This window comes from Nonomuraea sp. NPDC051191, assembly GCF_044455665.1.
Lineage (GTDB): Bacteria > Actinomycetota > Actinomycetes > Streptosporangiales > Streptosporangiaceae > Nonomuraea.
Map to the genome: position 1 here is coordinate 599025 of NZ_JBITEZ010000004.1, position 26791 is coordinate 625815.

Sequence of the window (26791 nt, forward strand, 5' to 3'; positions counted from 1 at the left end):
CTGACGTGCTGACGAGTTCCTGACCTCGGCTGCCCCCACCGCCCCCTGGCATCTACGGCCTGCGGGCTCTACGGCTTCCCAGCTTCTACGCCTCTGTAGCTTCTACAACCCAGCGGGTTCTACGGCCTTGAAGCTTCTACGACCCAGCGGGTTCTGCGGCCTTGAAGCTTCTACGACCCAGCGGGTTCTGCGGCCTTGAAGCTTCTACGACCCAGCGGGTTCTACGCCCCTGCGGGTTCTGCGGCCTTGCGGGTTCTACGCCCCTGCGGGTTCTGGGCTCCCGCATCTACGGCCCTGCGGGTTCTACGGTCTTGGGGTTCTACGGCTTGCGGGCGTGTTGGTGGGGAGGTGGGCACAGCGTCTCGGGCTCACATAACGCTCATTAGCCATAAAGCGGACATTATCTTCATATCGCAATAAGTGGCACCAATTGCCCGCCGCGAATCGGCCGGGCCTCGCCGCTGGAGAGGGGTGTCGGTTTTCCGGATCCCCTCAGACTCCGCTCGGCCGACCCGTCTCCAGTGATCATGATAGATTCGGACATATCATGGCATATCAGTCAATAATTGTTTAATGCAAGCAATAAGGCTGTTAATGCATAGCAAAAAGGCGGCGGTTCTGTGTTGCCATGCCCGCGTCCAGGAAATGACATTTCACGGATGGCTCATCACAGGTCGTCCAAGGGCAGTTCCCTGACAACCGGGGAGCGTTGAGAACGGGGCAACCAATCCTTTAGGGGGAAACGCAATGCCCAAGCTCAAGAGTATTCTCGCAGGCCTCGCCGTCAGCACGGCCATGAGCGGCGGTGTCGTCGCGCTGGGTGCGGCGACCACCATGACCAGTGCCGACGCCGCCACCAGCGCCGGTGTCGTCACGTCCACCAGCTTCCAGGCCGGCTGCTTCCGCAGGTCGCGGTGCGGCGGCTGGGGCTGGGGCGGCGGCGGTGGCTGGGGTAACTGGGGCGGTGGCGGCTGGGGCTGGCGCCGCAACGGCAACCGCGTCGGCAAGGTGAAGGTCAGCATCCACAACCGCAACTTCAACCGTAACCGGGTGACGGAGCGGGAGGACGTGAGGCCTCTCGTCCGCCACCGCGACCACGACCACGACCACGACCGCGACGACTGGGGCTGACGAACGGGGAGGGAACCGTCGTCCTCATGAAGGCGGCGCCGCGCTGAATTCGACCACCGGGTACCGGGCTCGGACAACGGTCTGAATCGCGGCCGGCGCGCTGGAGGAATCGTTCTCTCCGTCCCTTCGGAAATTCTGGTGAGGGCTTCATCGGCATCGGCCGGGAAGCCCTCACCTGCATTTCCAGCGCGACTTACCATGCAAATCTGTGCCTACCGGCAAAAGTGGACAATTGCGGTTTGCTGGCCATACATGGGGATATATCAAGGTCATGGATGGCAGGCAAGGCAAGCCATACCGTCCACGTCGTTTCCTGGGAATCCGGAAGCGTCGATCAACGGGGCATCCAAACCATTAGGGGGAAACGCAATGCCCAAGTTCAAAAGTGTTATCGCAGGCCTCGCCATGAGCACGGCGCTGAGCGGCGGAATGATCGCCCTCGGTGCGGCGACCACGGCCACCAGCGCCGAAGCCGCCACCAACGTCACCGCCGCGGCGACCACCACCACTCTGTCCGGCTGCTTCCGTCGCTCCTGGTGCGGCGGCGGCTGGGGCTGGCGCAACAACTGGCGTCGCCACCGGCTCCCTCGGATCCGCATCATCATCGTCAACCGGAACCGGAACCACGACGTGCTCGCGCGTGACGCTCGTCAGCAGGTTCGCGCTGACGACGACGTCGAGCGTGACTGGCGCTGACCAGAGGCTCTGAATCCGGGGCGCGAACCACGATCGCGCAACTGAGTGCCCGCATTCCGCCGAACCCTCGTTCCTCTTGAGAACGAGCTCTCGGCAGGGAGTGCGGGCACTCACTCGTCTCACCTTCTTGTCCGTACGGTCTCGGGACCGGGTGACGCATCCTGTAGGGCAGGCCCTTGGGGGCGTCTGGAGGGCGGGGGAGGGCGGGAGACAAGGTGAGTGCCCGCATCCGGGGGGTGATCCCCGCTCTCCGTCGAGAGCGGGATCGGCCGGATGCGGGCACTCCTCCGTGTCGGCGTGGTCTCACTTCTCAGGCGAGGCTCTCGCTGAGCGGGCTCTCACCGGGTGAGACCTCCCGCCTAGTTGTCGTTGTGCTCGCGGTCGTCGTGCCGCTGCACGTTGTTGTTGTTGTGGTTGCTGTTGTGGTTCGTGTTGTGGATGACGACGCGGACCCGGGGGGTGTTGTTACGACGCCAGCCCCAGCCGGCGCCGCGTCCCCAGCCCCAGCCGCCGCCGCGTCCCCAGCCCCAGCCGCCGCCGCAGCGGCGGTGGCAGCCGCCACCCCAGCGGTTGCCCCAGCTGCGGCCCCAGCCGCCCCAGCCGCACCGGGTCTCCCGGAAGCAGCCGGCGAGGGTGGCCGCGGTGGCCGAGCCGGTGACGCTGGCGGCGTTGGCCCCGGTGGCGGTGGTCGCCGCGCCTACGCTGACCACACCGCCGGTCAGCGCGGTGCCCATGGCGAGCCCTGCGATAACACTTTTGAGCTTGGGCATTGTGTTTCCCCCTAAAAGGATTGATTGCCCCGTACTCGTCGCTCCGCGAAATCCGAGCCTTCTGGATTTCTGTTGGAGCGGCGTGGATGCCCGCTAGCGAACATCCATGTTAGGGATATATCCCACCGAATACCCCACAAACGGACATTGCCCTCTCTTGTCCGACACTATGGCGCATCATGGTGCATAATCGGACATTTCGGACCCGGTAGGGCGAGGGGGTGGGCGGAGCGCGCATTTGAGGGAAAACGCAGTGAGGGCTCCACCGGCAGAATGCCAGTGGAGCCCTCACCGGGAATTGCCGCGGTGACAGAAGAGAAAGGGATCTCAGGCGGCCCCGCAATGTCCGGGTGCGGTCACTTCCTGGGAGCCCAGTACTCGCCGGTCGAATTCACTTCGCCGTGAAGAGCGACCATCCATGGATCACGGGCGCCATCTCCGAGCGATCAGTTCTCGCGGTTCCAGCGGTTCTCGCGGTTCTCGCGGTTCTCACGCAGCTCGTTGTTGGTTCTCGTCTCGACGTTGTCGTTCGTGTTCTCGTTGAAGATCTTGACGCAGACGCCGCCGCCGCGGTGCCGGCGCCAGCCGCCACCCCAGCCGCCGCCGCCCCAGCCCCAGCCGCCGCCGCCCCAGCCGCCGCCCCAGCCGTGGCGGTTCCTGTTGCAGCGGTGGTGGCGACGGTGCCACCAGCCGTGGCCGTCCCCATCGCCCCAGCTGAGGGTCGTCGGGCTGGTGACGTTGTTGGCGGTGCTCGCGTTGGCGGTGGTCGTCGCGCCCAGGCTGACCACGCCGCCGGTCAGCGCGGTGCTGACGGCGAGACCTGCGATAACACTTTTGAGCTTGGGCATTGCGTTTTCCCCCTAAAGGATTGGTTGCCCCGTTCTCGACGTTCCCGAGAGACCCGGAAACAGGTCTTGAACGACTAGCTGATGAGCCATCCGTGAAATGTCATTTCCGGGACAGAGCTACAACAAACAGGAGTGGCCCTATTTTGCTATGCATTAGCAATCTTATTGCTTGCATTACAGCTCTATCGAATGAAATGCCATGATATGTCCGATTATGTACATATGACGGAGTGCCCATCACATCGGGTTCCGGCAGCACCGCCCGCGCTTTTCTCATGGAATGACGGCATGGCCATGCGCGCCGGAAGGCGGCGGCCATGCGTGTATTGACGGCTCGCTGAAAATGCTCGCCGCGGCACACCGATGCGCCGGACATGAGAAAAGCGGGACGATGCTGTCGTCGGGATCGTTCGGGGAACGCTGTGACGCTTCCCCGATGGAATTCCAGTGGCCGCGACCTTCCGATAGCTGACGGAGAGTGTCCGGTGAGTCGCGCACTGTATCCGCTTCTGATGCTTACCCGTACTGACCCCGGTAAACGGTGACAGACAGCTTTTGCCGCACACTTAAGCTGCCAAGAGATCCATTAGATCTCTATGAGCGGAAATTTCGGGGCTGGTCCCACATGTCCGCCCGCGCGGACGTGCCCACCGATGCGGCTGGAGGGGCATGACACCCCCTTGCGTCCTGTATGTCCATCGATGCTCTGATAGTCACGGAATGCAGAGCCCGCCTGAGCGCGCTGGTTATCGTGGAAGAGCGACGAGGAGGACGTAATGACAGCGGCGGAGCCGATCCCTCACTGGCCGGGACGCATGATCGGCTCGGTGTACGTGCGATCCACCCCCGAAGACGGCCCCGCCGAGCAGGCGGTGTTCGTCCACGGGCTGGCGGGCTCGGCCACCAACTGGACCGACCTCATGGACGAGCTCAAGGACACCGTCACCGGCCACGCCCTCGACCTGCCCGGCGCGGGCTTCTCACCGGCGCCGGAGGACGGCGACTACACCGTGGCCGGCCATGCCGCCGCGGTGATCGGACTGCTGGAGCACACCGGCCCGGCCCACCTGTTCGGCAACTCGCTGGGCGGCGCGGTCGCGGTACGGGTCGCCGCGTCCCGGCCCGACCTGGTCCGCTCGCTCACGCTGGTCTCGCCCGCCCTGCCCGACCTGCTCCCCAGGTACGGCCCGGTCCGCGTGGCCGCCGCCGCCGTGCCCAGGGTGGGCGAGTGGGTCGCGGGCAAGCTGCGCCTGCTCCCCGCCGAGCAGCGCATCAACGCCTCCTTCGCCATGGTCTGGGCGAACATGAACGCCGTGCACCCCGTCCGCCTGGCCGACGCCGTCGAGGAGCTGCGCCGGCGCGACGACGTCCCGTACGCGGGCGAGGCCATGATCGGTTCGGCGAGGGGCATCGTGGCCGAGTACTTCCGGCGGGGCGAGGACACCCTGTGGCGTCAGGCGGCCAAGGTCGAGGCGCCGACCCTCATCGTCCACGGCCGGCACGACCGTCTGGTGCGCCCGGCCATGGCGGCGAAGGCGGCCCGTACGTTCCGGCAGGTCAGGCTCGTGCTGTTGCCGACGGCGGGCCACGTGGCGATGATGGAGATGCCGCGAGTGGTGGCCGCGGAGGCACGCCGTCTGATCGGTGAGACGAGATTGGGGAATGCCCCACTCGCCGAGTAGGTTTCAGCTAGAGATGTGACCCCCTGAAACGGGAGCGTAGAACGTGTCGTTGCCACCGCTGGTCGAGCCGGCCACAGAGCTGACCGTAGACGAAGTGCGCCGCTACTCGCGCCACCTGATCATCCCCGATGTCGGGATGGCCGGGCAGAAGCGGCTGAAGAACGCCAAGGTGCTGTGCGTGGGCGCCGGCGGCCTGGGCTCGCCCGCCCTGATGTACCTGGCGGCGGCGGGTGTCGGCACCCTCGGCATCATCGACTTCGACGTCGTCGATGAGTCCAACCTGCAGCGCCAGATCATCCACGGCCAGTCCGACGTGGGCAGGCCGAAGGCCGAGAGCGCCGCGGCGTCGGTCCGCGAGATCAACCCGCTGGTCGAGGTCGTCGTCCACAACGCGGCCCTGACCACCGAGAACGTCATGGAGATCTTCTCCGCCTACGACCTCATCGTCGACGGCACGGACAACTTCGCCACCCGCTACATGGTGAACGACGCCGCCGTGCTGCTCGGCAAGCCGTACGTGTGGGGTTCGATCTACCGCTTCGACGGTCAGGCCAGCGTGTTCTGGGCCGAGCACGGGCCCTGCTACCGCTGCCTCTACCCCGAGCCCCCGCCTCCCGGCATGGTGCCGTCGTGCGCCGAGGGCGGCGTGCTCGGCGTGCTGTGCGCGTCGATCGGCTCGATCCAGGTCAACGAGGCCATCAAGCTGCTGACGGGCATCGGCGACTCGCTGGTCGGCCGGCTGATGATCTACGACGCCCTGGAGATGAAGTACCGGGACGTCAAGGTCCGCAAGGACCCCGAGTGCGTGCTGTGCGGCAAGAACCCGACGGTCACCGAGCTGCTCGAGGACTACGAGGCGTTCTGCGGCGCGATCTCCGACGAGGCCGCGCAGGCCGCCAGCGGCTCCACGATCACCGCGCAGGAGCTCAAGTCCATGATGGACAAGGGCGACAACATCTACGTGGTCGACGTCCGCGAGATCAACGAGTACGAGATCGTCTCCATCCCGGGCGCCACGCTGATCCCCAAGGGCGAGTTCCTCAACGGCTCTGCCCTGGAGAAGCTGCCCCAGGACAAGCGCATCGTGCTCCACTGCAAGTCGGGCGCCCGCTCGGCCGAGGCGCTCGCGATCGTCAAGAACGCGGGCTTCTCCGACGCGGTGCACGTCGGCGGCGGGGTGCTGAGCTGGGTCAAGACCGTCGACCCCAGCCTGCCCAGCTACTGAGGCGTTTTCCGGGGAACCGTCCGCCGAGGCGCTTAAGGTCGGTGTCGTGAACCACGCCCGCCCCTGGCCCACTCTGGTGGTGTCCTCCGCGCTGACCCTGGTCTGCGCGGTGGCCGCCGGGGTGGCCGGGAGCGCGGCGGGCACCGAGCTGACCCGCGGGCCGAGCGCGTCCGAGCTGCGGGCCGCCGCCACGCGGGAGGTCGCCGAACGCTGGCGCGCCTGGCCCGCCGGGCGCGTCTTCCCTGCGGCCCTGCCGTACGCGGCCGAGCAGGGCGGGCAGGAACGGGCCGAGCGCATCGGCATCTCGCCGCACACCGGCTGCGGCGCGGAGTCCCTCGACGTGAAGGCGGTCAGGACGTTGCGCGAGGCGGGATGCAGAGGCGTGCTGCGGGCCACCTACATCGACGCGCTGCGCGGGGTGCTCGTCACCGTCGGCGTGGTCGCGCTGCCCGACGAGTCGCGCGCCGTCCGGGCCAGGAGCGTGTTCGCCGACAACGGCAAGCCCGTGCCAGGGGTGCGGCCGCTGGCCTTCAGGGGCACGGTCGCCGAACGGTTCACGTCGTCCATGCGGCAGGCCGGGTCGGTGCGGCAGGCGGGGCCGTACGTGGTGCTGACCACGGCGGGCCAGGTGGACGGCCGGCCCGCGAGCACGGCCGGCGAGTCACGACCGGCCATCTTCGCCTTCGCCACCGAGCTGTCCGAACGCGTGCTGCTCGACCTGAGCACCCCCAGGATGCCCGACTGCGCGGCCGAGGAGTGGCGGTGCTGAGGCGCGGCGCGGCGACGGCGCTGGCCGGGGTGGTGGTCTCCGCAACCCCCGCCGTCCTGCCCGCCTTCGCCGACGACGACGTGCGCGGGGGCCAGCGGGCGGTCATCGAGACGCTCGACCTGCCCGCGGCCTGGCGGACCAGCAAGGGCGCGGGGGTCACCGTGGCCGTGCTCGACTCCGGGGTCGATCCGGCCCACCGCGACCTGGCCGGCTCGGTGACCGTGGGCCGCGACCTCACCGAGGGCGCGAACCCGCCGGGGGTCGCGCCACGGCGGCTGCACGGCACGTACATGGCCTCCCTGATCGCCGGGCACGGCCACGGGCCCGGCGGAAGGCAGGGCGTCATCGGCGTCGCGCCGGAGGCCGGAATCCTGTCGGTACGCGTCATCCTGGAGGACGAGGAGCCGGGGTTCAGGGAGTTCAACTCGGCCGAGCGCTTCGAGGACGTCGTGGCCAGGGGCATCCGCTACGCGGTCGACGAGGGCGCGGACGTCATCAACATGTCGATCTCCAAGGAGCTCGCGACCAAGGAGGAACGGTCCGCCATCCGGTACGCCATCTCCCGGGGCGTCGTGCTGGTGGCCGCGGCCGGCAACGACGGCGACAGGAAGACCGGCGGGGACTTCGCGCCCTACTCCTACCCGGCGTCCTTCCCCGGCGTGGTGTCGGTGGGGGCCACCGACCGGCGGCTGCGCCGGGCGACGTTCTCCAACTGGAACTCCTCGGTGCTGGTGGCCGCGCCGGGCGTGGACATCATGGGCGCGGGGCCCGGCGACGAGTACTGGGTGGGCCGGGGCACCTCGCAGGCGACCGCGCTCGTCTCGGGGGTGGCCGCCCTCATCAAGGCGAAGTTTCCGCAGATGTCGTCGCCGCTGGTCGTCCAAGCGCTCGCCGACAGCGCCGACGACCGGCCGCCCGGCGGTTACGACACCGGCACCGGCTTCGGCGTCGTCAACGCCCGCAGAGCCCTGGCCGAGGCCGCCCGCCTGGCCACGCACACCGAGACCGCGACCGGCCCGCAGGCCCAGGACCCGGCCAAGCCTCTGGCGGGCGGCCCCGCCGGGCCCATCAAGGTCACCACCAGGGACCGCCGCCGCGTGACGATCTACGCGGCCGTCTCCGCCGGGGCCGCGGCCGGGGCGCTCGCGTCGCTGGGAGTCATATTCTTCCTGGTCAGACGCGTACGACGCGACCACGACGCACACGACGCATGATCCGCCGCCTAACGGGGACGAAATAGACACCGACCGAACGCGGGAGCGAGGCCAGGGTGGTGAAGGCACGTAGGTCGACCTCAGGGCTACCGCGCGCCGGCGAGGCCACACCGGGAGGGAGCAACCCGCTCGGGGCGTCGACCGGCCGCCGGTCACGTGTGCGTGCCTGGCCGGCGGCGAACTCCCGTACGCGCACCGCGGCCAAGGAACGCGCCGAGCTGGCGGCCCTCCAGCAGGGCATGCGCTTTCGGCGCATCTTCGTCGTGCTGGTCGGCGCCATCGTGGCCGTGTCTGCCGTCGTGGTGCTGCTGGGCACGATCGGCCTGCTCAACGAGACGCGCTCGCGCCCGCTGACCCCGGCCGAGCAGAACCAGTACAAGCAGGAGGAGATCGCCAGGCGCTGGCAGGCGTGGCCGGCCACGGGCGTCTTCCCCGAGGAGGTCAAGTACCTCGGGCTCGACCGCGCCCAGCAGTACGCCAGACGGGTCGGCATCGCCCCCGAGACCGAGTGCGGCAAGGGCGTGGACGCTTCCGTCGCCGGGGTCCTCGACAGCCACGGGTGCGTCACGATGCTGCGCGCCACGTACGTCGACCAGACCTCCACCTTCGTCATCACCGTCGGCGTGGCCGTGCTGAAGGACGAGGAGTCCAGGGTGTCGGCGAGCGAGCAACTGGGCCAGGACGACCGGGTGGGCGTGCTGCCCGTGGCCTTCCCCGGCACCGTGACCGAACGTTTCGGCACCGAGCAGCGCCAGCGCACCGGCTGGGTGGGCGCCGGGCCGTACATCGTCTTCTCCACCGCCGGGTACGCCGACGGGCGCACCAGGGCCGCCATCCCCCCGGAGGAGATCCTGCACAGTGAGCTCTGGCCGGCGGCCAAGTCCGTCGGCAACCAGATCGCCTACTTCCTGGCGGATCCCCCCAAGGTCCCGCCGTGCACCCAGGGGAACGTGTGCTGACCGCCGTACGGGCGCTCACGGCCACGCTGCTCGTCCTCCTCGGGCCCACGGCCGCCCCGGTCAGGGACCAGCAGCAATGGGTGCTGGACGCGCTCAACGTCGAGCAGGCGTGGAACGTGACCAAGGGCAAGGGCGTCACGGTCGCCGTCGTGGACAGCGCGGTGGACACCGGGATCAAGGAGCTGAAGGACCGGGTGACGACCGGGCCCGACATGAGCTCGGGCGCGGTGGCCCGCGAGGTGCGCCCGGGGCGGCACGGCACCGCCATGGCCGCGCTGATCGCCGGTTCCGGCGCCGACGACGGGCTGATCGGCGTCGCGCCCGAGTCGCGCATCCTGTCGCTGCCCCTGGTCACCGACGACGAGCCGGACTTCGACCTGCTCCCGCCCACGGACGCCCTGTCGCCCGAGAGCTCGCTGGCCCGCGCCCTGCGGTACGCGGCCAACCACGGCGTCCAGGTGGTCAGCATGTCGATCGGCTCCTACGGCCCGGTCAGGTCCGAGCGGGAGGCGGTGTCGTACGCGCTGAGCAAGGGCGTCGTGCTGGTGGCCGCCGTGGGCAACGACGGCCAGACGCCGTACGCCAAGGAGAAGGGCACCTCGTTCTGGAGCTTCCCGGCCGGCTACTCGGGCGTGATCGGCGTCGCCGCGACCGACAGGCAGGGCAGGAAGGCCACGTTCAGCAGCGACAACCTGTCGGTCCTCGTCGGCGCGCCGGGCGTGCAGGTGCCCGTGGTCAAGCGGCCCAGCGGCTACGAGCTGTCCGACGGCACCAGCTCGGCCGCCGCGCTCGTGGCCGGCGTGGCCGCGCTGATCAAGTCGCGCTACCCCGCCCTGCCGCCCGAGCAGGTGGCCCAGGCGCTGGCCTCCAGCGCGCGGGGCCGTCCGGCCGCGGGCTACGACGACAACACCGGGTTCGGCGTGGTGGACGCGGGGGCCGCGCTCAACGCCGCCGAGCGCCTGGCCGGGCAGCAGCGCAGCGTCGCGGCCTCCGGCAAGGACCATTTCGGCCGGGGCGAGGACTCCCCGGTGCCCAGCCGTCCCGGGGCCGATCCGTGGCGGTTGTGGCTGTACGGAGGCGGTGTCCTGGTCGCGCTGGTGACGTTCTGCGGGGCGATCATCGTTCTCAATCAGCGCAAGGAGTGATGAACCGCTCGTACTTCGTCCGCGTGGAGGGTAAAGATCCGCTATGGTCGCGCGTCATGGGATACGAGCTGCGGGTGGTGCGCGAGTCGCCACTCGCCTTCGCGGAGCTCGCGAAGGCCATCGCGCCGGCCGGTTTCGAGCTGCGCGGATCTGAGGAGATCGTGGCCGGCCACGACGGCGGCCGGCACGCGGTGGCGCGCTGGCAGGGCCAGGTCGTGGGCGAGCCCGGCTCCGACTGGCAGGTGGCCCAGCTCCTGCGGCTGTCGGCCGCACTCGGCGCCCGCCTGGTGGGCGAGGACGGCGAGGTCTACGCGCTGCGCGACGGCGTGATCGAGGTACTGTCCGGCGGGACGGTGATGGAGATCGGCAAGTTCGAGGAGATCATCGACGCGGGCCCGGCCGCATGGACCCCCTGAACCCCTTCGCCGAGCGGGTGCTCGACCTGGTCGAGCGCATCCCGCCCGGCAAGGTCATGGCCTACGGCGACATCGCCGAATACCTGGGCGAGGGCGGCCCCCGCCAGGTGGGCAAGGTGATGTCCACCTTGGGCGGCGGCGTCCCGTGGTGGCGGGTCGTGCACGCCGACGGCAGCGGCGCCGCCCCCGACCACCTGCGACGATGCCTGGCCCACTGGCAGGAGGAGGGCACCCCGCTGCGCGGCGAACGCGTCGACATGAGGCGGGCCCGCTGGGACGGGCGTTCAGCGGATTTTCAGTAAGGGGTCTGACCTGCGGTTTCGCTGTTGAGGCGATTCTGTGACATGTGACTCCCATTACCATGGGCTGAACACTGACAGGCCCGAAAGGCGGTGCCTCCACGATGGCCACCGGCGTCACAGCCCAGCGCCACAGCGGCGACACGCTCGCCGACCGCCTCAAGGCTGTCCAGGATCTCTGCGATCGTGGCGAGCCTCTTGAGGCGGTCATGCGTGCCGCCGGGCCCGGCGGCCGCGACGCGGCGTTCGACACCGAGCTGCTCAGCGGGCCCCTGGGGTCGCGCATCGACCTCGCGGTCAAGCGCGGCCCGGCGCGGCGCCGCGAGCTGCTCACCCTGATCCGCCCCTACCTGGCCGGCGTGTCCGCGGAGGTCAAGCGCGACCTGCCCGTCGCCCGCCGCGTCATCTGCCACCTGATCGAGCACCGTCCCGACGACGAGCTGATCGACGGCGAGACGCTGGTCAAGGTCGTCACCGCGGCCGCCGAGCCGTCCAAGCGCATCCGCAAGGGCCTGAGCTGGTACGCCGACCTGCCCCTCCGCGACGAGCTGCCGCCCGACCTCTACCGGCTGCGCCGCGCCGACATGGTGCCGGTGACCCACATCGACGACATCGTGTGGGTCGACGGCAAACTGCGCGTCACCGGTTTCGCCTACCTGGCCGGGCTGTCCGTCCGGAGCCGCAGGTTCAACTGGGCGACCGTGGTGCTGCGCGGGCCGCGCTGGCTGCCGCCGATCCGCATGCGCACCAAGCGGGTGCTCGCGCCCGAGGCCACCCACGGGGCCCGCGAGCCCGGCTGCAACTACGACTGGTCCGGCTTCACCGCCGAGCTGAGCCCCTGGCCGCTGCGCTGGCGCGGGGCCGTGCGCGGCATGGTGCACGCGGTGCGGCGGCGGTTGCGCCACCGTCCGGGGGTGCCCGACGCGACGACCTGGCGGGCCGAGATCGTCTTCTGGAGCCGTGGCGCGCGGGCGATCGGCCTGCTGCGCGGCTCGGCCATCGGCAGGCCCGAGCGCCCGGCCGGGCTCAAGCTGCGGCCCGGCTGGTGGGTCCGTCCGGTCTGGACGTCCGACCGCGCGCTCCAGGTCGTGCTCCAGCCCAACAGGGCCGAGCTCACCGGCGTGTCCGTCCAGGACGAACGCCTCGAACTCAAGATCTTCCTGCCCGGCCGCAGCGTGACCAAGGGCCACGCCAGGCTGGGCGGCCACCGCATCGCGGCCGACTTCACGCCGTCCGGCGGCGGCACCGAGGTGCTGATCGGGCTGGCCGTGCCCGCCCTGCTCCAGGAGAAGGACGGGCGGCGTCTCTGGGTCGAGCCCAAGGGCGATCCGGCGGCCTCCGTCATGCTCGCCGACCTGGTCGAGACGCGCACCCCGGTGGGCGACCGGGAGATCACCGTGCTCGGCGACCGGCGCGACCGTGTCGTGGTCTCCGCCCACCGCATCCGGCCCGTGATCACCTCCGCGGTCTGGGAGGGCTCCACGCTGGTCCTGCGCGGCAACTACCCCGACGCGCCCGGCCCCCGGGTGCTGACGCTGCGCCACCGGTCGGGGCTGATGTACTCGCTGCCCATGGAGCGGTCGGGCGACGACTTCTCCGTACGCGTGACGCCCTCGTCCATGGACCGCTTCGGCGAGTCCGTGCCGCTGGCGGCGGGCAGCTGGAACATGTCCTTCCGGCACCCGTCGGGCGAGATCGTGCCGTTCCGGATGGACCACGCCGCCCTGCCGGGGCTCGACGAGGAGCCGCGTACGGCCGACGGCCGGGCGTACCGGATGATCTCCACCCGGTTCGACGTGCCGGTGATCACGGTCGAGGAGGAGCGTCCCAACGACGAGCGGGGCGTGGCCGGCACCCACGTGCTGCGCCGCGTCTTCTACCCGGCCCAGCGCACCGAGCCGCTGCACGACGCGACCGTCTACGTCGTCAACGACGGCCGGCTCTACGCCGACAGCGTGCGCGCCATCTACGAGGAGCGGCTGCGCAGGGGCGACGACCGCGAGCACATCTGGATCGTCAAGGACGCCGCGTTCGTGCCGCCGGGCGGCGCGCGGGCCGTGCGGGCGGGCAGCCGCGAGCACCACGCCGCGCTGGCCCGCTCCAGCCACATCGTCACCAACTCGTTCCTGCCCGCCTGGTTCCGCGCCCGCGAGGACCAGGTCGTGCTGCAGACCTGGCACGGCACCCCGGCCAAGCGCATCGGCAACGACCAGCCGCACATGGCCCGCGACCCCCGGCCGCCGATCTGGCACCGGCAGGCGGCCGAGGTGCGCGGCTGGGACGTGCTGCTGTCGCAGTCGCCGTGGGCCACCACCGTGCTGCGCAGGGCCTTCGGCTACAAGGGCGAGATCCTGGAGAGCGGCCTGCCCAGGAACGACGTGCTCAACTCGCCCGAGCGCGAGGCCAGGGCCGCCGCCGTCCGCGAGCGGCTCGGGCTGGTCGAGGGCAAGCGGGTGGTGCTCTACGCGCCGACCTGGCGCGACTACGACCGCAAGAACGCCATGGTCAAGCTCGACCTGGCCAAGGCCCGCGAGGCCCTGGGCGCCGACCACGAGATCCTGGTACGCGCCCACCCGATGCAGGCCATGCCCGCCGTCCCCGACATCGCTCACGACGTCACGACTTATCCGGACATGGCGGATCTGCTGCTGGTGACCGACGTCCTCGTGACCGACTACTCCTCGGTCATGTTCGACTTCGCCGCCACCGGTCGGCCGATCGTCTTCTACGGCTACGACCTGGCGAAGTACTCCTCCAAGCGGGGGCTCTACCTCGACCTGCCCGAACAGGCGCCCGGCCCGGTGCTGCCGACGTCGGCCGAGGTGATCGACGCGCTGCGCTCCATCGACGAGGTGGCCGCCGCGCACGCCGACCGCTACGACGCCTTCCGGGCCACGTTCGCGCCCAAGGACGACGGCAAGGCGACGGCCCGCGTGGTCGACCACCTGTTCTCCTGAGGGCGGCTCAGAGGTCGATCGGCAGGTCCGAGAGCATGAAGGGCTTGCCGGCGTCGTACCCGAAGGGGGGCGGCGGGGCGGGAAGGTGCTCAACGAGCAGGTAGAGCAGCGCTGACAGGGTCGTGGCGCACACGATCTCGCCGGCCTCGACCAGGCGGCGGATGCCCGACAGGTGCACCCACTCGATCCGCTCGGCCTCCCACGGGTCGCTGGGCGGGCCGATGTGGGTGGCCGAGTCGGCCCGGTAGATGTGGTTGAGGCTGTCGGTGAAGCCGTTGGTGGGCTGGACGGACATCAGCGGGCGCAGCGGCCCCGGACGCCAGCCGGTCTCCTCCTCGACCTCGCGGGCGGCGGCCACCATCGGCATCTCGCCCTCGTCGACCTGGCCGAGCGGGACCTCCCAGCCCCAGCTGTCGGTGATGAAGCGGTGGCGCCAGATCAGCAGCACCCGGTCCTGCTCGTCGGTGACGACCGCGCCCGCGCCCGGTGCGGTGCGGACGAGCCGGTGATCGAGGTGCCGCCCGTCGGGCAGCTCCACATCCGCGATCCGGATGTCCAGCCACTGGTCGGCGTAGAGCGACGTTTCGGAGTGGACCTGCCAGCGCATGTGACCAACCCCCAGCAGAGGCACGGGTATCAACCCAACGTTACAAGAGACAACGCTGCGTGTGTGGGGCAATCGTGCTGATCGTTGCATCGTCCGAGGCGGCGGGACGCTCACGGCGAAACCCCGGCCCCGGCGTGTCGCACGATATTCGGATATTTGCCTCGATACGGTGGGCGGATCGCGGGGGAGGCCGGGCAAGACGGCACGATCTGTCCCTGTGGTCTGGTGGAATCTAGTGCTGTGAGTGGTCAGACCTGGCGGTTGGTGCGGCGTGGCAGCGGGAGCCCTGTTGGGCCTCCTGCGCTGGATGAACACCAGCGTGCCGTGGTCGAGCACCGGAGCGGCCCGCTCCTCGTCCTCGCGGGGCCCGGCACGGGCAAGACGACGACGATCGTCGAGAGCGTGGTCGAGCGTATCGAACGGCGCGGGGTCGACCCCGAGCGGGTGCTCATCCTGACCTTCAGCCGCAAGGCCGCCGAGGAGCTGCGCCAGCGCGTCACCGGCCGGCTGCGGCGCACCACCCGCTCGCCCCTGGCGCTGACCTTCCACTCCTACGCCTACGCGCTCCTGCGCCGCGAGTCCGTGCTGGAGGGCAAGGCGCCGCCGCGCCTGCTGACCGGCCCCGAGCAGCTTCTGGAGATCCGGCGGCTGCTCCACGGCGAGCTGGAGACCGGCGCGCTCGACTGGCCGCCGTCGCTGCGCGAGGCGCTCAAGACGCGCGGCTTCGCCGAGGAGGTGCGCGACTTCCTGTCCAGGGCCGCCGAGCGCGGCCTCGACGCCGAGCGGCTGGTCGCGCTCGGCCGGCGGCACGGCAGGAGCGACTGGATCGCCACCGGCCGCTTCTACGGGCGCTACCAGGACCGCTTCGACCTCGACCCCGAGGAGACCTACGACTACGCCGAGCTGATCGGGGCCGCCTCGGCGCTGCTGACCAGGCCCGAGGTGCGCGAGCGCGAGCGGGCCGCCCACGACGTGCTGTTCGTGGACGAGTACCAGGACACCGACCCGGCACAGGAGCACCTGCTCGGCCAGCTCGCCGGCGACGGGCGCGACCTCGTCGCGGTGGGCGACCCCGACCAGTCGATCTACGGGTTCCGGGGCGCCGACGTCCACGGGATCATGAAGTTCCCCGAGCGGTTCAGGACGCTCGACGGGCGCGAGGCGCCGGTGCTGGCGCTGCGCGTCTGCCGCCGGAGCGGGGCCGACCTGCTGGAGGCGTCCCGCCGGGTCGCCGCCCGCCTGCCGATCGCCCCGGCTCCCGACCACGACCAGCGGCACGGCCACCGTGACCTGGTCCCGACTGCCGACGCCGACCTCGGCGACGTGCGCGTCCTGCTGGCCGACAGCACCAGCCAGGAGGCCGCGATCGTCGCCGACACGCTGCGGCGGGCGCACCTGATCGAGGGGGTGCCCTGGAAGCGCATGGCGGTGCTGGTGCGTTCGGCCAAGCGCCAGGTGCCGCTGCTGCGGCGGGCGCTGGTCAACGCCGGGGTGCCGACGATGATCGCCGGTGACGAGGTGCCGATCGCCCAGGAGCCGGGGGTGCGGCCGCTGCTCACGATGTTGCGGGTGGCGCTCGACCCGGCGCAGCTCGACGAGGGGGTGGCCGAGGAGCTGCTGACGGGCCCGCTCGGCGGCACGGACATGATCGGCGTACGCCGCCTGCGCCGGGCGCTCAAGATAGCCGAGAACGAGGCCGTGGCCGCCGAGGAGACCGGCGAGGAGCCTGCCGAGGCTCGATCGTCCGGCGAGCTGCTGGTGGCGGCCCTCCAGGACGTCCGGGAGCTCACCCGGGTCGAGCCGCACGTCGCCGTCCCCGCCGAACGCGTCGCCAAGCTGCTCGCCGCCGCCCGCGAGGCCGCCGCGGAGGAGGGCACCGCGGAAGACCTCCTGTGGGCCGTGTGGCACGCCAGCGGCCTGGGCCGGCGCTGGTCCGAGCAGAGCCTGTCCGGCGGCTCCCGCGGCGCGCAGGCCGACCGCGACCTCGACGCGGTGGTGGCGCTGTTCGACCACGCCGCCAAGTTCGTCGACCGCATGCCCAAGGCGGGCCCCGAGGTGTTCCTCGACAACCTGGCCGCCCAGGAGATCCCGGGCGACACGCTGGCCGACCGCGCGCCCGACGGCGACGCCGTACGGGTGCTGACGGCCCACCGGTCCAAGGGCCTCGAATGGGACATCGTGGTCGTGGCGGGCGTCCAGGAGGGGGTCTGGCCCGACCTGCGGCTGCGCGGGTCGCTGCTGGGCGCCGACGACCTGGTGGAGGTGGTCGAGGGGGCCGAGCCGAGCGCCGCGTCGCTGGCCTCCAAGCTGCTGGCCGAGGAGCGCCGGCTGTTCTACGTCGCCGCCACGCGGGCCAGGCGGCGGCTGGTGGTCACGGCGGTCGGCGGCGAGGACACCGACGAGCGGCCCTCCCGGTTCCTGTCGGAGCTGATGCCGGGCGAGGTCGAGTCGGCGACGGTCGACGACCGGGCGCGCTGGCTGACCATGTCGGCGCTGGTGGCCGACCTGCGCAGCGCGGTGACCGACCCCACCAGACCGGCCAAGGTCCGGCGGCGCGCCGCGCGGCAGCTCGCCCGCCTGGCCGCAGCCGGGGTCCAGGGCGCCCACCCCAACGACTGGTACGCCCTCACCCCCATCACCGACGACCGCCCGCTGAGCTGGCCGGACGACATCGTCAACATCTCCCCGTCCGCGGTCGAGAGCTTCACCAAGTGCGGCCTGCGCTGGCTGCTGGAGACGGCGGTCGGCGCCGCGGGCACCAGCACCGCCCAGGGCCTCGGCAACGTCATCCACGCGCTGGCCATGCTGGCCGCCACCGACCTGCCCGGCGAGGACGTGCTGAGCGAGCGGCTCGACCAGGTCTGGAACGAGCTCGACTTCGGCGGCGTCTGGTACAACCGCAAGCAGCGCCAGGTCGCCGAGCAGATGATCGGCAAGTTCCTGCGCTGGCAGAAGGACAACCCGCGCGAGCTGGTCGCCATCGAGGAGTCGTTCGTCGCGATGGTCTCCGAGGGCGTGCAGATCAAGGGCCGGGTCGACCGGGTCGAGCGCGACGACGACGGCCGGGCGGTGATCATCGACCTGAAGACGGGCGGCTCGAAGCCCAAGGCCGGCGAGCTCGACCGTCATCCGCAGCTCGGCGTCTACCAGCTCGCCGCGCTGCTCGGCGCGTTCGCCCGGCACGGCATGACCGAGCCCGGCGGTGCCGCGCTGGTCCAGCTCGGCAAGGCGGCCGGCAAGAACGCCGCCACCGAGCAGCGGCAGGGCGCGCTGGCCGACGACAGGAACCCCGGCTGGGCCGCCGACCTGGTCGACACGGTCGCCACGGGCATGTCGGGCCCGTTCTTCCAGGCCAAGGTGAACGACGGCTGCCGCACGTGCGCGGCGCGGGCGAGCTGCCCGGTCAACGACAACGGGGGCCAGGTGTGCTGAACCCGGTCGAACTGGCCGACAAGCTCGGCATCCTGCCGCCGACGAGCGAGCAGGCCGCGGTCATCGAGGCGCCGCTCGAACCGATGGTCGTCATGGCCGGCGCGGGCTCGGGCAAGAGCGAGACGATGGCCGGGCGGGTGGTCTGGCTGGTGGCCAACGGCCTGGTCAAACCGGAGAACGTGCTGGGGCTGACGTTCACCCGCAAGGCGGCGGCCGAGCTGGCCGTCCGGGTCAGGGAGCGCCTGACCGGGCTCGCCGAGGCGGGCCTGGTCGCGCCCGGCGCGCTCGACAACGAGCCGACCGTCTCCACCTACCACGCCTACGCCGCCCGGCTGGTCACCGACCACGCCCTGCGCGAGGCGCTCGAACCCACCATGCGCCTGGTCACCCCGGCGGTGTCGTGGCAGCTCGCCTCGCGGGTGGTGGCCCTGTACGACGGGCCGATGGACAAGATCGAGCTGGGCCCGCCCTCGGTCACCGCCGCCCTGCTCGAACTCGCCGGCGAGCTGTCGGAGCACCTGCGCACCGCGGCCGACGTACGGCGGATGGGGGAGTGGCTGGAGGCCCGGCTGGGCGCGCTGCCGGGCCGTACGACCCTGGCCCAGCGCAAGCCGGTCGGCGTGCAGGCGGCCAGGGAGCAGCTGCTGCCGCTGGTGGAGGCGTACGAACGGCTCAAGCGCCGCCGCGAGGTCATCGACTACGGCGACCAGATGTCGCTGGCCGCCCGGATCGCCGCCAACCACAAGGAAGTGGGCGAGATCGAACGGTCCCGCTACTCCGTGGTCCTGCTCGACGAGTACCAGGACACCAGCCACGCCCAGCTCGTCCTGCTGCGCTCGCTCTACGGCGGCGGCCATCCGGTCACCGCCGTCGGCGACCCCTGCCAGTCCATCTACGGCTGGCGCGGCGCCTCGGCGGGCAACCTGCGCCGCTTCCCCCGCGACTTCCGCACCGGCGCCGGTGAGCAGGCGCCGGTCCGCCAGCTCAGCGTCAGCTTCCGCAATGGCGACCGGGTGCTCGACGTCGCCGCCCGCGTCCAGCTCCCGCTGCGCATGGAGGCCCGCGAGGTCCCCGTGCTGGTGCCGGGGCCCAACCGGGTCGATCGGGGCCGCGTCACCTGCGCCTTCCACGAGACCGCCGAGGACGAGGCGAAGTGGATCGCCGACGGCGTGGCCAGGATCCTCGGCCAGGAGACCGCGCCCGACGGCCTGCCCTGGGGCGAACGGGAGCGCAAGAAGACGCTCGCCGTCCAGCCCCAGGACGTCGCGATCCTGGCCCGCAAGCGCTCGCAGTTCCCCGCGCTGCGCAAGGCGCTCGAAGACCGCGACATCCCGGTCGAGGTGGTCGGGCTCGGCGGCCTGCTGACCGTGCCCGAGGTCAACGACATCGTGGCGACCCTGCGGGTGCTCTACGACGCGACCGCCGGCGACGCGCTGGCCAGACTGATGGCCGGGCCGCGTTGGCGGGTGGGCCCGGCCGACCTGCGGGTGCTGGGGGAGCACGCCAGGGAGCTGGCCCGCGAGCTGAGCGAGAGCCACCGCGCCGACGACCCGCTCGACCAGGTGGTGGCCGACCTGGCCGAGGAGCGCGGCAGCCTGGTCGACGCGCTCGACGAGCTGCCCGACCGGCCCGAGTGGCTGGAGTCGTTCTCTCCGCTGGCCCGTACGCGGCTGGTCGCGCTCGCCCAGGAGTTGCGCCAGCTGCGCGGCCACACCGCCCAGCCGCTGCCCGACCTGGTCACCGAGGTCGAACGCAGGCTCGGCCTGGACATCGAGGTGGCCGCCCGCAGCGGCACGGTCTCGGCGTTCGCCGCGCGGGCCGACCTCGACGCCTTCATCGACGCGGCCGCCAGGTTCGCCGGCGACGCCGAGGACCCGACGCTGGGCGCGTTCCTGGCCTATCTCCAGGCGGCCGAGAGCGAGGAGTTCGGGCTGGAGGCCGGCCGGGTGGGTGAGAGCAACAGCGTCAAGCTGATGACCGTCCACGCGTCCAAGGGGCTGGAGTGGCCGATCGTGGTCGTGCCCGGCCTGTCGCAGCTCGTCAGCTCGAAGGGCACGATCGCGACGGGCAGCGTGTTCCCGGCCACGCCGGTGATGAACAGCCGCTGGACCGACAACCCGCGCAAACTGCCCTACCCGCTGCGCGGCGACGCCGCCGACCTGCCCCGGCTGGGCGGGCTGAGCAAGGAGGAGCTGGCCGCGTTCGACGAGCAGTGCCGCGAGCGCGACCTGATGGAGGAGCGGCGGCTGGCGTACGTGGCCGTCACCCGGGCCCACTACCACCTCATCGCCTCCGGCTACCGCTGGGGCACCGCCACCAAGCCGCTGGAGCCGTCGGAGTTCCTGCTGGAGATCCGCGACACGGCCGACCGGGTGTCCTACTGGGCGGGCGACCTCGCCGAGGGCGCCACGAACCCGCTGCTCGCCGAGCCCGCCGAGGCCGTCTGGCCGGTCACCCCCGAGGGCCTGCGCTACGAGTCGGTGCTCGACGGGGCCCGGCTGGTCGAGGACGCCCTGGCCGGCAACCTGGGCGAGGACGACGACGAGCCGCTGCGCCCGTTCGAGGAGGAACGCCTGCGCGCCTGGGAGCGCGACACCGACCTGCTGCTGCGCGAGCGCGAGCTGAACCGGCGCAGACCGGCCACCACCGTCGAGCTGCCGGCCAAGCTGACGGTGTCGTCGCTGGTCACGCTGGCCACCGACCCCCGCGAGCTGGCCCGCAGGATCCGCCGCCCGGTGCCGCGCAAGCCGGCGCCGCTGGCCCGCCGGGGCACGTCGTTCCACAAGTGGCTGGAGGGCCGCTGGGACCAGCAGCGGCTGATCGACGACTTCGACCTCGACCCGCTGGACGAGCTGGAGGAGGCCGACGTGCGGCTGGCCGAGCTGCAGGAGCGGTTCGAGGAGAGCGAGTGGGCCGACCGGCGGCCGGTCGACCTGGAGGTGCCGTTCGAGACCATGATCGCCGACCGGCTGGTGCGCGGGCGGATGGACGCCGTGTTCGAGCTGCCCGACGGCGGTTACGAGGTGGTCGACTGGAAGACCGGCGTCCCGCCCAGGGGCAAGGCGGCCCGGACGGCGTCGGTGCAGCTGGCCGCGTACCGGCTGGCGTGGTCGCACCTGGCCGGGGTGCCGCTGGAGAAGGTGGGCGCGGCCTTCCACTACGTCCGGGCCAACACGACCGTGCGGCCGGTGAACCTGCTCGACGCCGCCGGGCTGGTCGCGCTCATCGAGGCGGTCCCGGCGGCGGAGCCGGTCTCAGAGTCCTAGGTGGTGGAAGGCGGGCTCGGGGTGCATGAGGAAGTCGTGGTGGGAGATGTTCCAGGCGTAGGCCCCGGCCATGCCGAACACCACCCTGTCCCCCACCCGCACCGAGGTCACGACGTCCCGGGCGAAGACGTCCTTGGGGGTGCAGAGCTGGCCCACGAACGTCACGGGCTCGTCGGCGACCCCCGGCCCGCGGCCGCCCGTGGGCAGGATCGTGAACGGCTGGTCGTGGCCCTTGGTCACCGGCGTGCGCAGGTGGTGCGTCCCGCCCAGGACGATCGCGTACGCCCGCCCGCGCACCCGCTTCACGTCCACGACCTCGGTGACGTAGTGGCCGCAGTAGGCGGTGAGCGACCGGCCCGGCTCGACGCGCAGCCGCCGCCCGGCCCGCAGCGCGGCCAGCCCCTCGCCGTACGCCGCCCAGTCGAACCGCTCGCCCGACGTGTACGACACCGCCATCCCCCCGCCCAGGTTCACCTCTGGATGCCCGGTCTCCAGCAGGGCCTCGGCCAGCCGGAGGAGCTGGGCGGCGGCCAGTCCGCTGGCCAGGTGGGCGTGCAGGCCGCGCAGCCGTACCCGGTCGGTGAACAGCGGCAGGCACTCGGCCAGGCCCGCCTCGTCCATGCCGAACGGCCCGCTCATCGTCAGCGCGGCCCCCTCGACCGGCAGGTCCGGGTTGGCCCGCAGCAGCACGTCCGCCTCCAGCCCGGTCGCCAGCAGACGGCGCAGCTCGTACGGCGACTCCACGTGCAGCCGGTGGTGCGGCAGCCGCAGCTCGGCGTCGGTCTTGCCGGGCCCGCCGAGCGCCAGCCGCGCGCCCGGGAACAGCGCCGAGACATGCGCGTGCTCGCCCGCCGACGACACCTCGAACCCGTCCACGTGCGCTGACAGCACCCGCAGCAGCTCGGCGTCGGGATTGGCCTTGACCGCGTAGAACAGCTCGACCTCGCCCAGCGCCGCGCGCACCGACGCGGCGTGTTCGTCGAGCGCGGGCAGGTCGTAGAGGTAGGCGGGCAGCGCGGGCAGCCGGGCCGCGGCCTCCAGGACGCGGTCCGGGCGAGCGGGCTCGCGCTCCAGGACGCCGTTCACGCGAGCGGGTTCGCGATCGGGACGTAACCGGCACCGCGGTCGGCCGCCCTGGCCCACCGCACCCGCAGGTTCGCCTTGGCGGGCAGCGGCGCCCCGGCCAGCAGGTCGCGCAGCGGGAGCGGCCGACCGAGCTCGGCGGCCTGCCGGTCGAGCAGGTCGCGGGCGGCCCGCCACAACGCCCGCAGCAGCCCGTCGTCGTGGCCCGCCAGGGTGGCGGCGATCTCGGTGAGGTGGTTGACGAACAGGCAGTAGACGACGCGGGCCCAGCCGCGCGCCGGGTCGTGGGTGAGGGCGGAGGCCACGGCCGGGTGCAGTCCGCCGAGGTCGTGGCGGCCCGCGACGAGCTTGACGCCCTCCAGGTCGCGGAAGATCGCCTGGACGGGCGTCCCGGCGGCGTCCAGGCCGACGAGCACGTTCTGAAGGTGAGGCTCCAGGACGACGCCGTGGGTGAAGTACAGGTCCAGGACCGGGAGCGCGACCGCCGACACGTACGCCGTCCACCAGGCCAGGGGGTCCGCGGGGGCGGCGTCCAGGGCGAGGGCGGCGGCGAGCACCGGGGTGACGCCGGGGTCGCAGACGGTCCACGGGCTCGCCCTGACGATCACGCCCAGGCCCTCGCGCTGCCCGAGTGCCGTGCGGTAGCCGGGCTCGGGGAGCCAGCGGGCGGCCGGGTGACGCGTGGCCACCTCGGCCAGGACCGGGGCCAGCCGGGAGGTGAGCTCGACGGCTCCGGCCAGCTCGTACCAGGCGTTCTTGCGTACGCAGTTCGTGATCCGCACGTCCAGGGAGAACTTCAGGCACACCTCCGCGTCCGGGACGTACACCGTCCGGACCGACGAGGTCGGCACCGCGACCGGCCCCGGCCCCAGATCGACCAGCTCGGGGCCGTACGCGGGACGCAGCAGGGCGAGCTGCCACGGATGGGCGGGCAGCAGCCGGTAGCCCCCGGCCGCCGGTCCCAGCGCGTCGAGGGCCGTCAGGTCGCCTTCCTCAGCGAGCGCGTCGTGGCGTACCGCGAGGAGCCGGAGGGGGAAGGCGGCGTGGGCCTCGGGCGCGTAGCGCAGCCAGTCGGCGCCGTCGCGGGCCTTGGGGGTGGGATGGAAGGGGTGGCCGTACACGAGCGCCTGCTCCGAGGCCAGCCAGGGATCCGCGGGCGGCTCGGCCGCCGGCCTGGCCGCCAGGATCGCCGCGATGGCGTCCCGGCTGGCGGCCACCTGGCCGGCGAACTCGCCGTTGGGTTCGACGGGGAGGTGCGCCGGACCGGCTCCCAGCCCTTGGCGCGCGTGCTCGTCCTGCCGGTCGGCCAGGTCGGCTTCGGCCAGCCGGACGAGCTCGGTGACCGTCAGCGGCCGCCAGGAGCCGCCCTCCAGGCGTTCGGGCGGGCCGTCCAGGCGCAGCGCGGCCCCGCCGTGGGTACGGGCGCGCAGCAGCGTCCCGGCCACCCGCAGCAGCACGTACGGCGGCGCCGGCCAGACCAGCCCCCTGGGCCCGGCCACCTCGCGCACGCAGCACCGCAGCAGGGCCGCCAGCGTCGCCTCCTCGGCCGGCGTCCCGATGGCCAGGACGTCCATTCACGCTCTCCTCAGGTAGTTGGGCCCGCTGATGCCGTAGAACTTGTTCACGTCCCGCGCCCCGGACCGCTCCTTGGCCACGAGCGTCCCGGCGGTGACCATGGACTTGCCGGTGAGCCTGGCCGCGCCGAGCGTCCTGGCGCGCAGGAGCCGGGCCATGGGGTGGTCGCCGTGCTCGTCCAGCGCCGCGGCGAGCGTGTCGCGCACCAGGGCCGCCGCCCGCGCCGGCGGCAGCACCGCGAACGCCACCGCCGCCGCGGCCAGGTGCAGCGTGATCGTGACGAACACGTCGGCCAGCGCATGCGGGTCGTCGGTGAGCATGCGACCGTCGGAGAAGTCGGGCACCTCGATCCCGGCCGCCGCCAGCCTGGCCGGCGAGGCCAGCAGGCCGTCGTTGTCCTTGACCAGCAGCCGCAGGTCGCCGTCCCGCAGGACGAGGGCCAGGTTCTGCTGGTGGGCCTCCAGCGCGACGCCGTACCGGACGAACAGCCGCACGTTCCAGCGCAGCAGCAGGCGCAGGTAGCGGGGCAGCACGTCCGGCCCGAGCCCGTCCAGCACGCCGGGCACCGACAGCGCCGCGACCGGCACGATCGTGCCCGCCGGCAGCCGCCTGACCATCCACGCCAGATACTCGTGGCCCGCGTGCGCGTGGGTCTGCTCGTCGGCCAGCAGCACGCCGGGATCGGCCAGCCGGCGCAGCAGCAGCTCGGCCCTGGCGCCGTCCTCCAGCGTGCCCGGCCTGATCGAGCGCCGGTTGCGCACGCCGAGCGTGCTCACCGGCAGCGGCAGCTTGAGGTGCGTACGCGGCCCCACCTCGACGGTCCGCATGGACAGGGTGGGCCGTACGGTGACCGCCTCCTCGGCCAGCACCCGTACCCCGTCGATCTTCGCCACCTCCTCGACGGCCATCGGGTGCACCGGGAACAGCACGCCCTCGCCCGTCGGCCGCGGCACGTCCGCCGGCAGGCCCGTCGCCGCGTGCGGGACGACCGCCCACCGCAACGCGAACGAGGGCGCGAACTCCGGCGCGTACGCCAGCAGGTCCCGGTCCGAGGCGCCGATCCTGGCCCGCGAGGTGGGATAGACGGGATGGTCGGCGAACGCCGCCAGCGACTCGTACGACGGCCCGCGCCGCAGCACCTCCTCGGCGTGCGCGTCGTGCAGCTCCAGCGCGGACAGGGCGGTCAGGCACTCGTCGAAGAAGGCCGCCACCCCCTCGGCGTCGGCCGGGTCGGCCACCTCCACGAGCGTCTCCAGCACCTGCTCCAGCCCCAGCCGCTCGTCCGGCGCCACCACGAAGTCCTGGAACGGCGATCCCGGGACCAGCCGGACCCACCGCCCGTCGGCCAGCAGCAGCCCGGCCCCGGCCCTGGTCCGGTCGAGACGGGCGGCCAGCCCGCCGTAGTCCTCGCGGACCAGCGCGTCCAGCACCCGGGCGGCCAGGTACGCCTCCCGCGACCTCACCCGACCACCCACGGCCGGGCCGCCCGGTACCGCTCGACGGCGGCGTCCACGCGGGCCCGGTCCGGTCCCACGGCCCGGATGACGCCCAGGTAGTCCCGGTTCGTGTGGGTCAGCTCAACGACGTCCCCGATCGCCCGCAGCGGCCGGTGCCACAGCCGTACGCCGCCGTCCTCGACGTCCTCCTGCGGCGGCGCCTCCCGGACGACGCCCGGCCGGTCGGCGACCACGCTGACCGCGCAGCCGTGCCGGGACGAAGGCGGCGGCCCGGGCACCGGCTCCCCGAGATGGGTGCGCAGGATCCACTCGAACAGCGGCACGCCCAGCACGTCGGCCAGCAGGAAGTCGCAGTGGTCGCCGATCGCCCGGTAGTTCACCTCGACGATCCGGGGCCCGGCGGCCGTCAGGACGTACTCGGTGTGGCAGGCGCCGAAGCCCACGCCGAGGGCCCGCAGCGCGGCGAGCACGTGCGCGTCGGCGTCGGGCGCCCAGTCGAGCCGCTCCTCCACGAAGTGCGGCAGCGCGCCCAGCGTGGTCGCGAACCCGCCCAGCACCCGCGTCGCGGAGCCGTCCCCGAGGGTCTCCAGGGTCCGCAGCGGACCTTCGAGGTACTCCTCCACGACCAGCGTCTCGCCCGGACGCCGCCGTCTGGCCTCGGCCACGGCGCGGGGGAGGTCGTCCTCGACCAGTACGACGTCCTCGCTGGCCACCCCTTCGCGCGGTTTCAGCACCACGGGACAGGGCAGGCGCTCGGGCGCCGGGTCGGCGGGCGCGAGCCGCACGGTACGCACGGCCTCGACGCCGGCCTCCAGCAGCCCCCGTCGCATCAGGAACTTGTTCTTGGCGGCCAGGCAGGCCCGCCAGTCCTTGCCCGGAAGCCCGAAGTACGACGCCGCGAGAGCGGTCTCCGCCTGGAGGTGATCGGAGTTGGAGAAGATCGCGTCGGGTCTGCCCAGGTGCTCGACCGCGTCGATCAGGGCCCGCGGGTCGCGGACGTCGCAGCGTACGGAGCCGGGATGCCGCTCGGGCCGGTCGGTCAGCACGATCACCTCGCACCCGAGGGCCCGCGCGGCGGGCAGGAAGCCGTACGTCACCGAGTCCGTCGGCTTGAGGGCGGTCAGGTAGAGCCGCAACTAAGGCACCCCCGAGGAAGAATCAGGTAAGGCTAACCTAACTCGACGATCCTAGCCTGTCGATGATCGTTCCGGGGCCCGCACAGCCTAATCGGCGGCTAACCGCGAGGTCATAGGATGACAA

Annotated in this window: 20 protein-coding genes; 13 read left to right on the plus strand and 7 right to left on the minus strand. The window is 72.0% G+C overall.

Features of this window, described 5'->3' with window-relative positions; all coding sequences use genetic code 11:
- Positions 1-747: 747 nt before the first annotated feature.
- Both ACIA8R_RS14580 and ACIA8R_RS14585 read left to right on the plus strand, forming a co-directional pair.
- Complete coding sequence (locus ACIA8R_RS14580; protein ID WP_397038632.1) at positions 748-1131, plus strand: hypothetical protein; 384 nt, start codon at positions 748-750, stop codon at positions 1129-1131.
- A 369-nt stretch (positions 1132-1500) separates the two neighbouring features.
- Positions 1501-1827: a hypothetical protein gene (locus ACIA8R_RS14585; RefSeq protein ID WP_357708325.1), complete on the plus strand. Its 327-nt coding sequence runs from the start codon at positions 1501-1503 to the stop codon at positions 1825-1827.
- 359 nt (positions 1828-2186) lie between these two features.
- On the opposite strand, the gene ACIA8R_RS14590 is transcribed toward ACIA8R_RS14585, so the two are convergent.
- Both ACIA8R_RS14590 and ACIA8R_RS14595 read right to left on the minus strand, forming a co-directional pair.
- Positions 2187-2597 carry a hypothetical protein gene (locus tag ACIA8R_RS14590; protein ID WP_357708324.1) on the minus strand — a complete coding sequence of 137 codons (411 nt, stop codon included), beginning with the start codon at positions 2595-2597 and terminating at the stop codon, positions 2187-2189.
- Positions 2598-3043: 446 nt separating this feature from the next.
- Positions 3044-3445 (minus strand): hypothetical protein, encoded by a 402-nt coding sequence (locus ACIA8R_RS14595; protein WP_397038634.1) that lies wholly within the window; start codon positions 3443-3445, stop codon positions 3044-3046.
- Positions 3446-4221: 776 nt separating this feature from the next.
- Between ACIA8R_RS14595 and ACIA8R_RS14600 the strand changes: the two genes are divergently transcribed.
- From ACIA8R_RS14600 to ACIA8R_RS14640, 9 genes are all read left to right on the plus strand, one after another.
- Positions 4222-5127, plus strand: coding sequence for an alpha/beta hydrolase (locus ACIA8R_RS14600; protein ID WP_357708322.1), 906 nt, complete (start codon positions 4222-4224; stop codon positions 5125-5127).
- A gap of 43 nt (positions 5128-5170) precedes the next feature.
- Positions 5171-6352, plus strand: coding sequence for an adenylyltransferase/sulfurtransferase MoeZ (gene moeZ / locus ACIA8R_RS14605; RefSeq protein ID WP_397038636.1), 1182 nt, complete (start codon positions 5171-5173; stop codon positions 6350-6352).
- Positions 6353-6398: 46 nt separating this feature from the next.
- Positions 6399-7121, plus strand: coding sequence for a hypothetical protein (locus tag ACIA8R_RS14610; protein ID WP_397038638.1), 723 nt, complete (start codon positions 6399-6401; stop codon positions 7119-7121).
- Positions 7115-8335 (plus strand): S8 family serine peptidase, encoded by a 1221-nt coding sequence (locus tag ACIA8R_RS14615; protein ID WP_364102783.1) that lies wholly within the window; start codon positions 7115-7117, stop codon positions 8333-8335. Before ACIA8R_RS14610 ends, ACIA8R_RS14615 begins: the two co-directional genes overlap by 7 nt.
- A gap of 158 nt (positions 8336-8493) precedes the next feature.
- Positions 8494-9294, plus strand: coding sequence for a hypothetical protein (locus ACIA8R_RS14620; RefSeq protein ID WP_357708317.1), 801 nt, complete (start codon positions 8494-8496; stop codon positions 9292-9294).
- Positions 9270-10439 carry a S8 family serine peptidase gene (locus ACIA8R_RS14625; RefSeq protein ID WP_397038640.1) on the plus strand — a complete coding sequence of 390 codons (1170 nt, stop codon included), beginning with the start codon at positions 9270-9272 and terminating at the stop codon, positions 10437-10439. The genes ACIA8R_RS14620 and ACIA8R_RS14625 overlap by 25 nt, the downstream gene beginning before the upstream one ends.
- A gap of 56 nt (positions 10440-10495) precedes the next feature.
- Positions 10496-10855 carry a hypothetical protein gene (locus tag ACIA8R_RS14630; RefSeq protein WP_357708315.1) on the plus strand — a complete coding sequence of 120 codons (360 nt, stop codon included), beginning with the start codon at positions 10496-10498 and terminating at the stop codon, positions 10853-10855.
- Positions 10843-11157, plus strand: coding sequence for an MGMT family protein (locus ACIA8R_RS14635; RefSeq protein ID WP_357708314.1), 315 nt, complete (start codon positions 10843-10845; stop codon positions 11155-11157). Before ACIA8R_RS14630 ends, ACIA8R_RS14635 begins: the two co-directional genes overlap by 13 nt.
- A gap of 101 nt (positions 11158-11258) precedes the next feature.
- A complete protein-coding gene (locus ACIA8R_RS14640) occupies positions 11259-14111 on the plus strand; it encodes a CDP-glycerol glycerophosphotransferase family protein (protein ID WP_397038643.1) in 2853 nt (950 codons plus the stop codon).
- Between the two features lie 7 nt (positions 14112-14118).
- Here ACIA8R_RS14640 and ACIA8R_RS14645 read toward each other — a convergent pair whose 3' ends face one another.
- The gene (locus ACIA8R_RS14645; RefSeq protein WP_397038645.1) at positions 14119-14718 is read right to left on the minus strand and encodes an NUDIX hydrolase; all 600 of its coding nucleotides are present in this window, start codon (positions 14716-14718) and stop codon (positions 14119-14121) included.
- A gap of 264 nt (positions 14719-14982) precedes the next feature.
- Between ACIA8R_RS14645 and ACIA8R_RS14650 the strand changes: the two genes are divergently transcribed.
- Together ACIA8R_RS14650 and ACIA8R_RS14655 are read left to right on the plus strand one after the other, a co-directional pair.
- The gene (locus tag ACIA8R_RS14650) at positions 14983-18150 is read left to right on the plus strand and encodes an ATP-dependent helicase (protein WP_397038683.1); all 3168 of its coding nucleotides are present in this window, start codon (positions 14983-14985) and stop codon (positions 18148-18150) included.
- Positions 18144-21416 carry an ATP-dependent DNA helicase gene (locus ACIA8R_RS14655; protein ID WP_364102771.1) on the plus strand — a complete coding sequence of 1091 codons (3273 nt, stop codon included), beginning with the start codon at positions 18144-18146 and terminating at the stop codon, positions 21414-21416. The genes ACIA8R_RS14650 and ACIA8R_RS14655 overlap by 7 nt, the downstream gene beginning before the upstream one ends.
- Here the strand turns inward: ACIA8R_RS14655 and ACIA8R_RS14660 are convergent.
- The 4 genes from ACIA8R_RS14660 to ACIA8R_RS14675 are packed head-to-tail and all read right to left on the minus strand — an operon-like array spanning position 21405 to position 26667.
- On the minus strand, positions 21405-22502 hold the full coding sequence (locus tag ACIA8R_RS14660) for a type III PLP-dependent enzyme (RefSeq protein WP_397038647.1): 1098 nt from the start codon (positions 22500-22502) through the stop codon (positions 21405-21407). The two genes, ACIA8R_RS14655 and ACIA8R_RS14660, sit on opposite strands and share 12 nt — an antisense overlap.
- Positions 22499-24073 (minus strand): IucA/IucC family protein, encoded by a 1575-nt coding sequence (locus ACIA8R_RS14665; RefSeq protein ID WP_397038649.1) that lies wholly within the window; start codon positions 24071-24073, stop codon positions 22499-22501. The genes ACIA8R_RS14660 and ACIA8R_RS14665 overlap by 4 nt, the downstream gene beginning before the upstream one ends.
- Positions 24074-25537, minus strand: a complete 1464-nt coding sequence (locus tag ACIA8R_RS14670; RefSeq protein WP_397038650.1) for an IucA/IucC family protein — start codon at positions 25535-25537, stop codon at positions 24074-24076.
- Positions 25534-26667, minus strand: coding sequence for a siderophore biosynthesis protein (locus tag ACIA8R_RS14675; RefSeq protein ID WP_364102759.1), 1134 nt, complete (start codon positions 26665-26667; stop codon positions 25534-25536). Before ACIA8R_RS14675 ends, ACIA8R_RS14670 begins: the two co-directional genes overlap by 4 nt.
- Between the last annotated feature and the right edge of the window lie 124 nt (positions 26668-26791).

Coding starts and splice junctions, on each gene's coding strand:
- ACIA8R_RS14580 (WP_397038632.1), top strand. CDS start 748: ATGCCCAAGCTCAAGAGTATTCTCGCAGGCCTCGCCGTCAGCACGGCC.
- ACIA8R_RS14585 (WP_357708325.1), top strand. CDS start 1,501: ATGCCCAAGTTCAAAAGTGTTATCGCAGGCCTCGCCATGAGCACGGCG.
- ACIA8R_RS14590 (WP_357708324.1), bottom strand. CDS start 2,597: ATGCCCAAGCTCAAAAGTGTTATCGCAGGGCTCGCCATGGGCACCGCG.
- ACIA8R_RS14595 (WP_397038634.1), bottom strand. CDS start 3,445: ATGCCCAAGCTCAAAAGTGTTATCGCAGGTCTCGCCGTCAGCACCGCG.
- ACIA8R_RS14600 (WP_357708322.1), top strand. CDS start 4,222: ATGACAGCGGCGGAGCCGATCCCTCACTGGCCGGGACGCATGATCGGC.
- ACIA8R_RS14630 (WP_357708315.1), top strand. CDS start 10,496: ATGGGATACGAGCTGCGGGTGGTGCGCGAGTCGCCACTCGCCTTCGCG.
- ACIA8R_RS14635 (WP_357708314.1), top strand. CDS start 10,843: ATGGACCCCCTGAACCCCTTCGCCGAGCGGGTGCTCGACCTGGTCGAG.
- ACIA8R_RS14640 (WP_397038643.1), top strand. CDS start 11,259: ATGGCCACCGGCGTCACAGCCCAGCGCCACAGCGGCGACACGCTCGCC.
- ACIA8R_RS14645 (WP_397038645.1), bottom strand. CDS start 14,718: ATGCGCTGGCAGGTCCACTCCGAAACGTCGCTCTACGCCGACCAGTGG.
- ACIA8R_RS14665 (WP_397038649.1), bottom strand. CDS start 24,073: ATGGACGTCCTGGCCATCGGGACGCCGGCCGAGGAGGCGACGCTGGCG.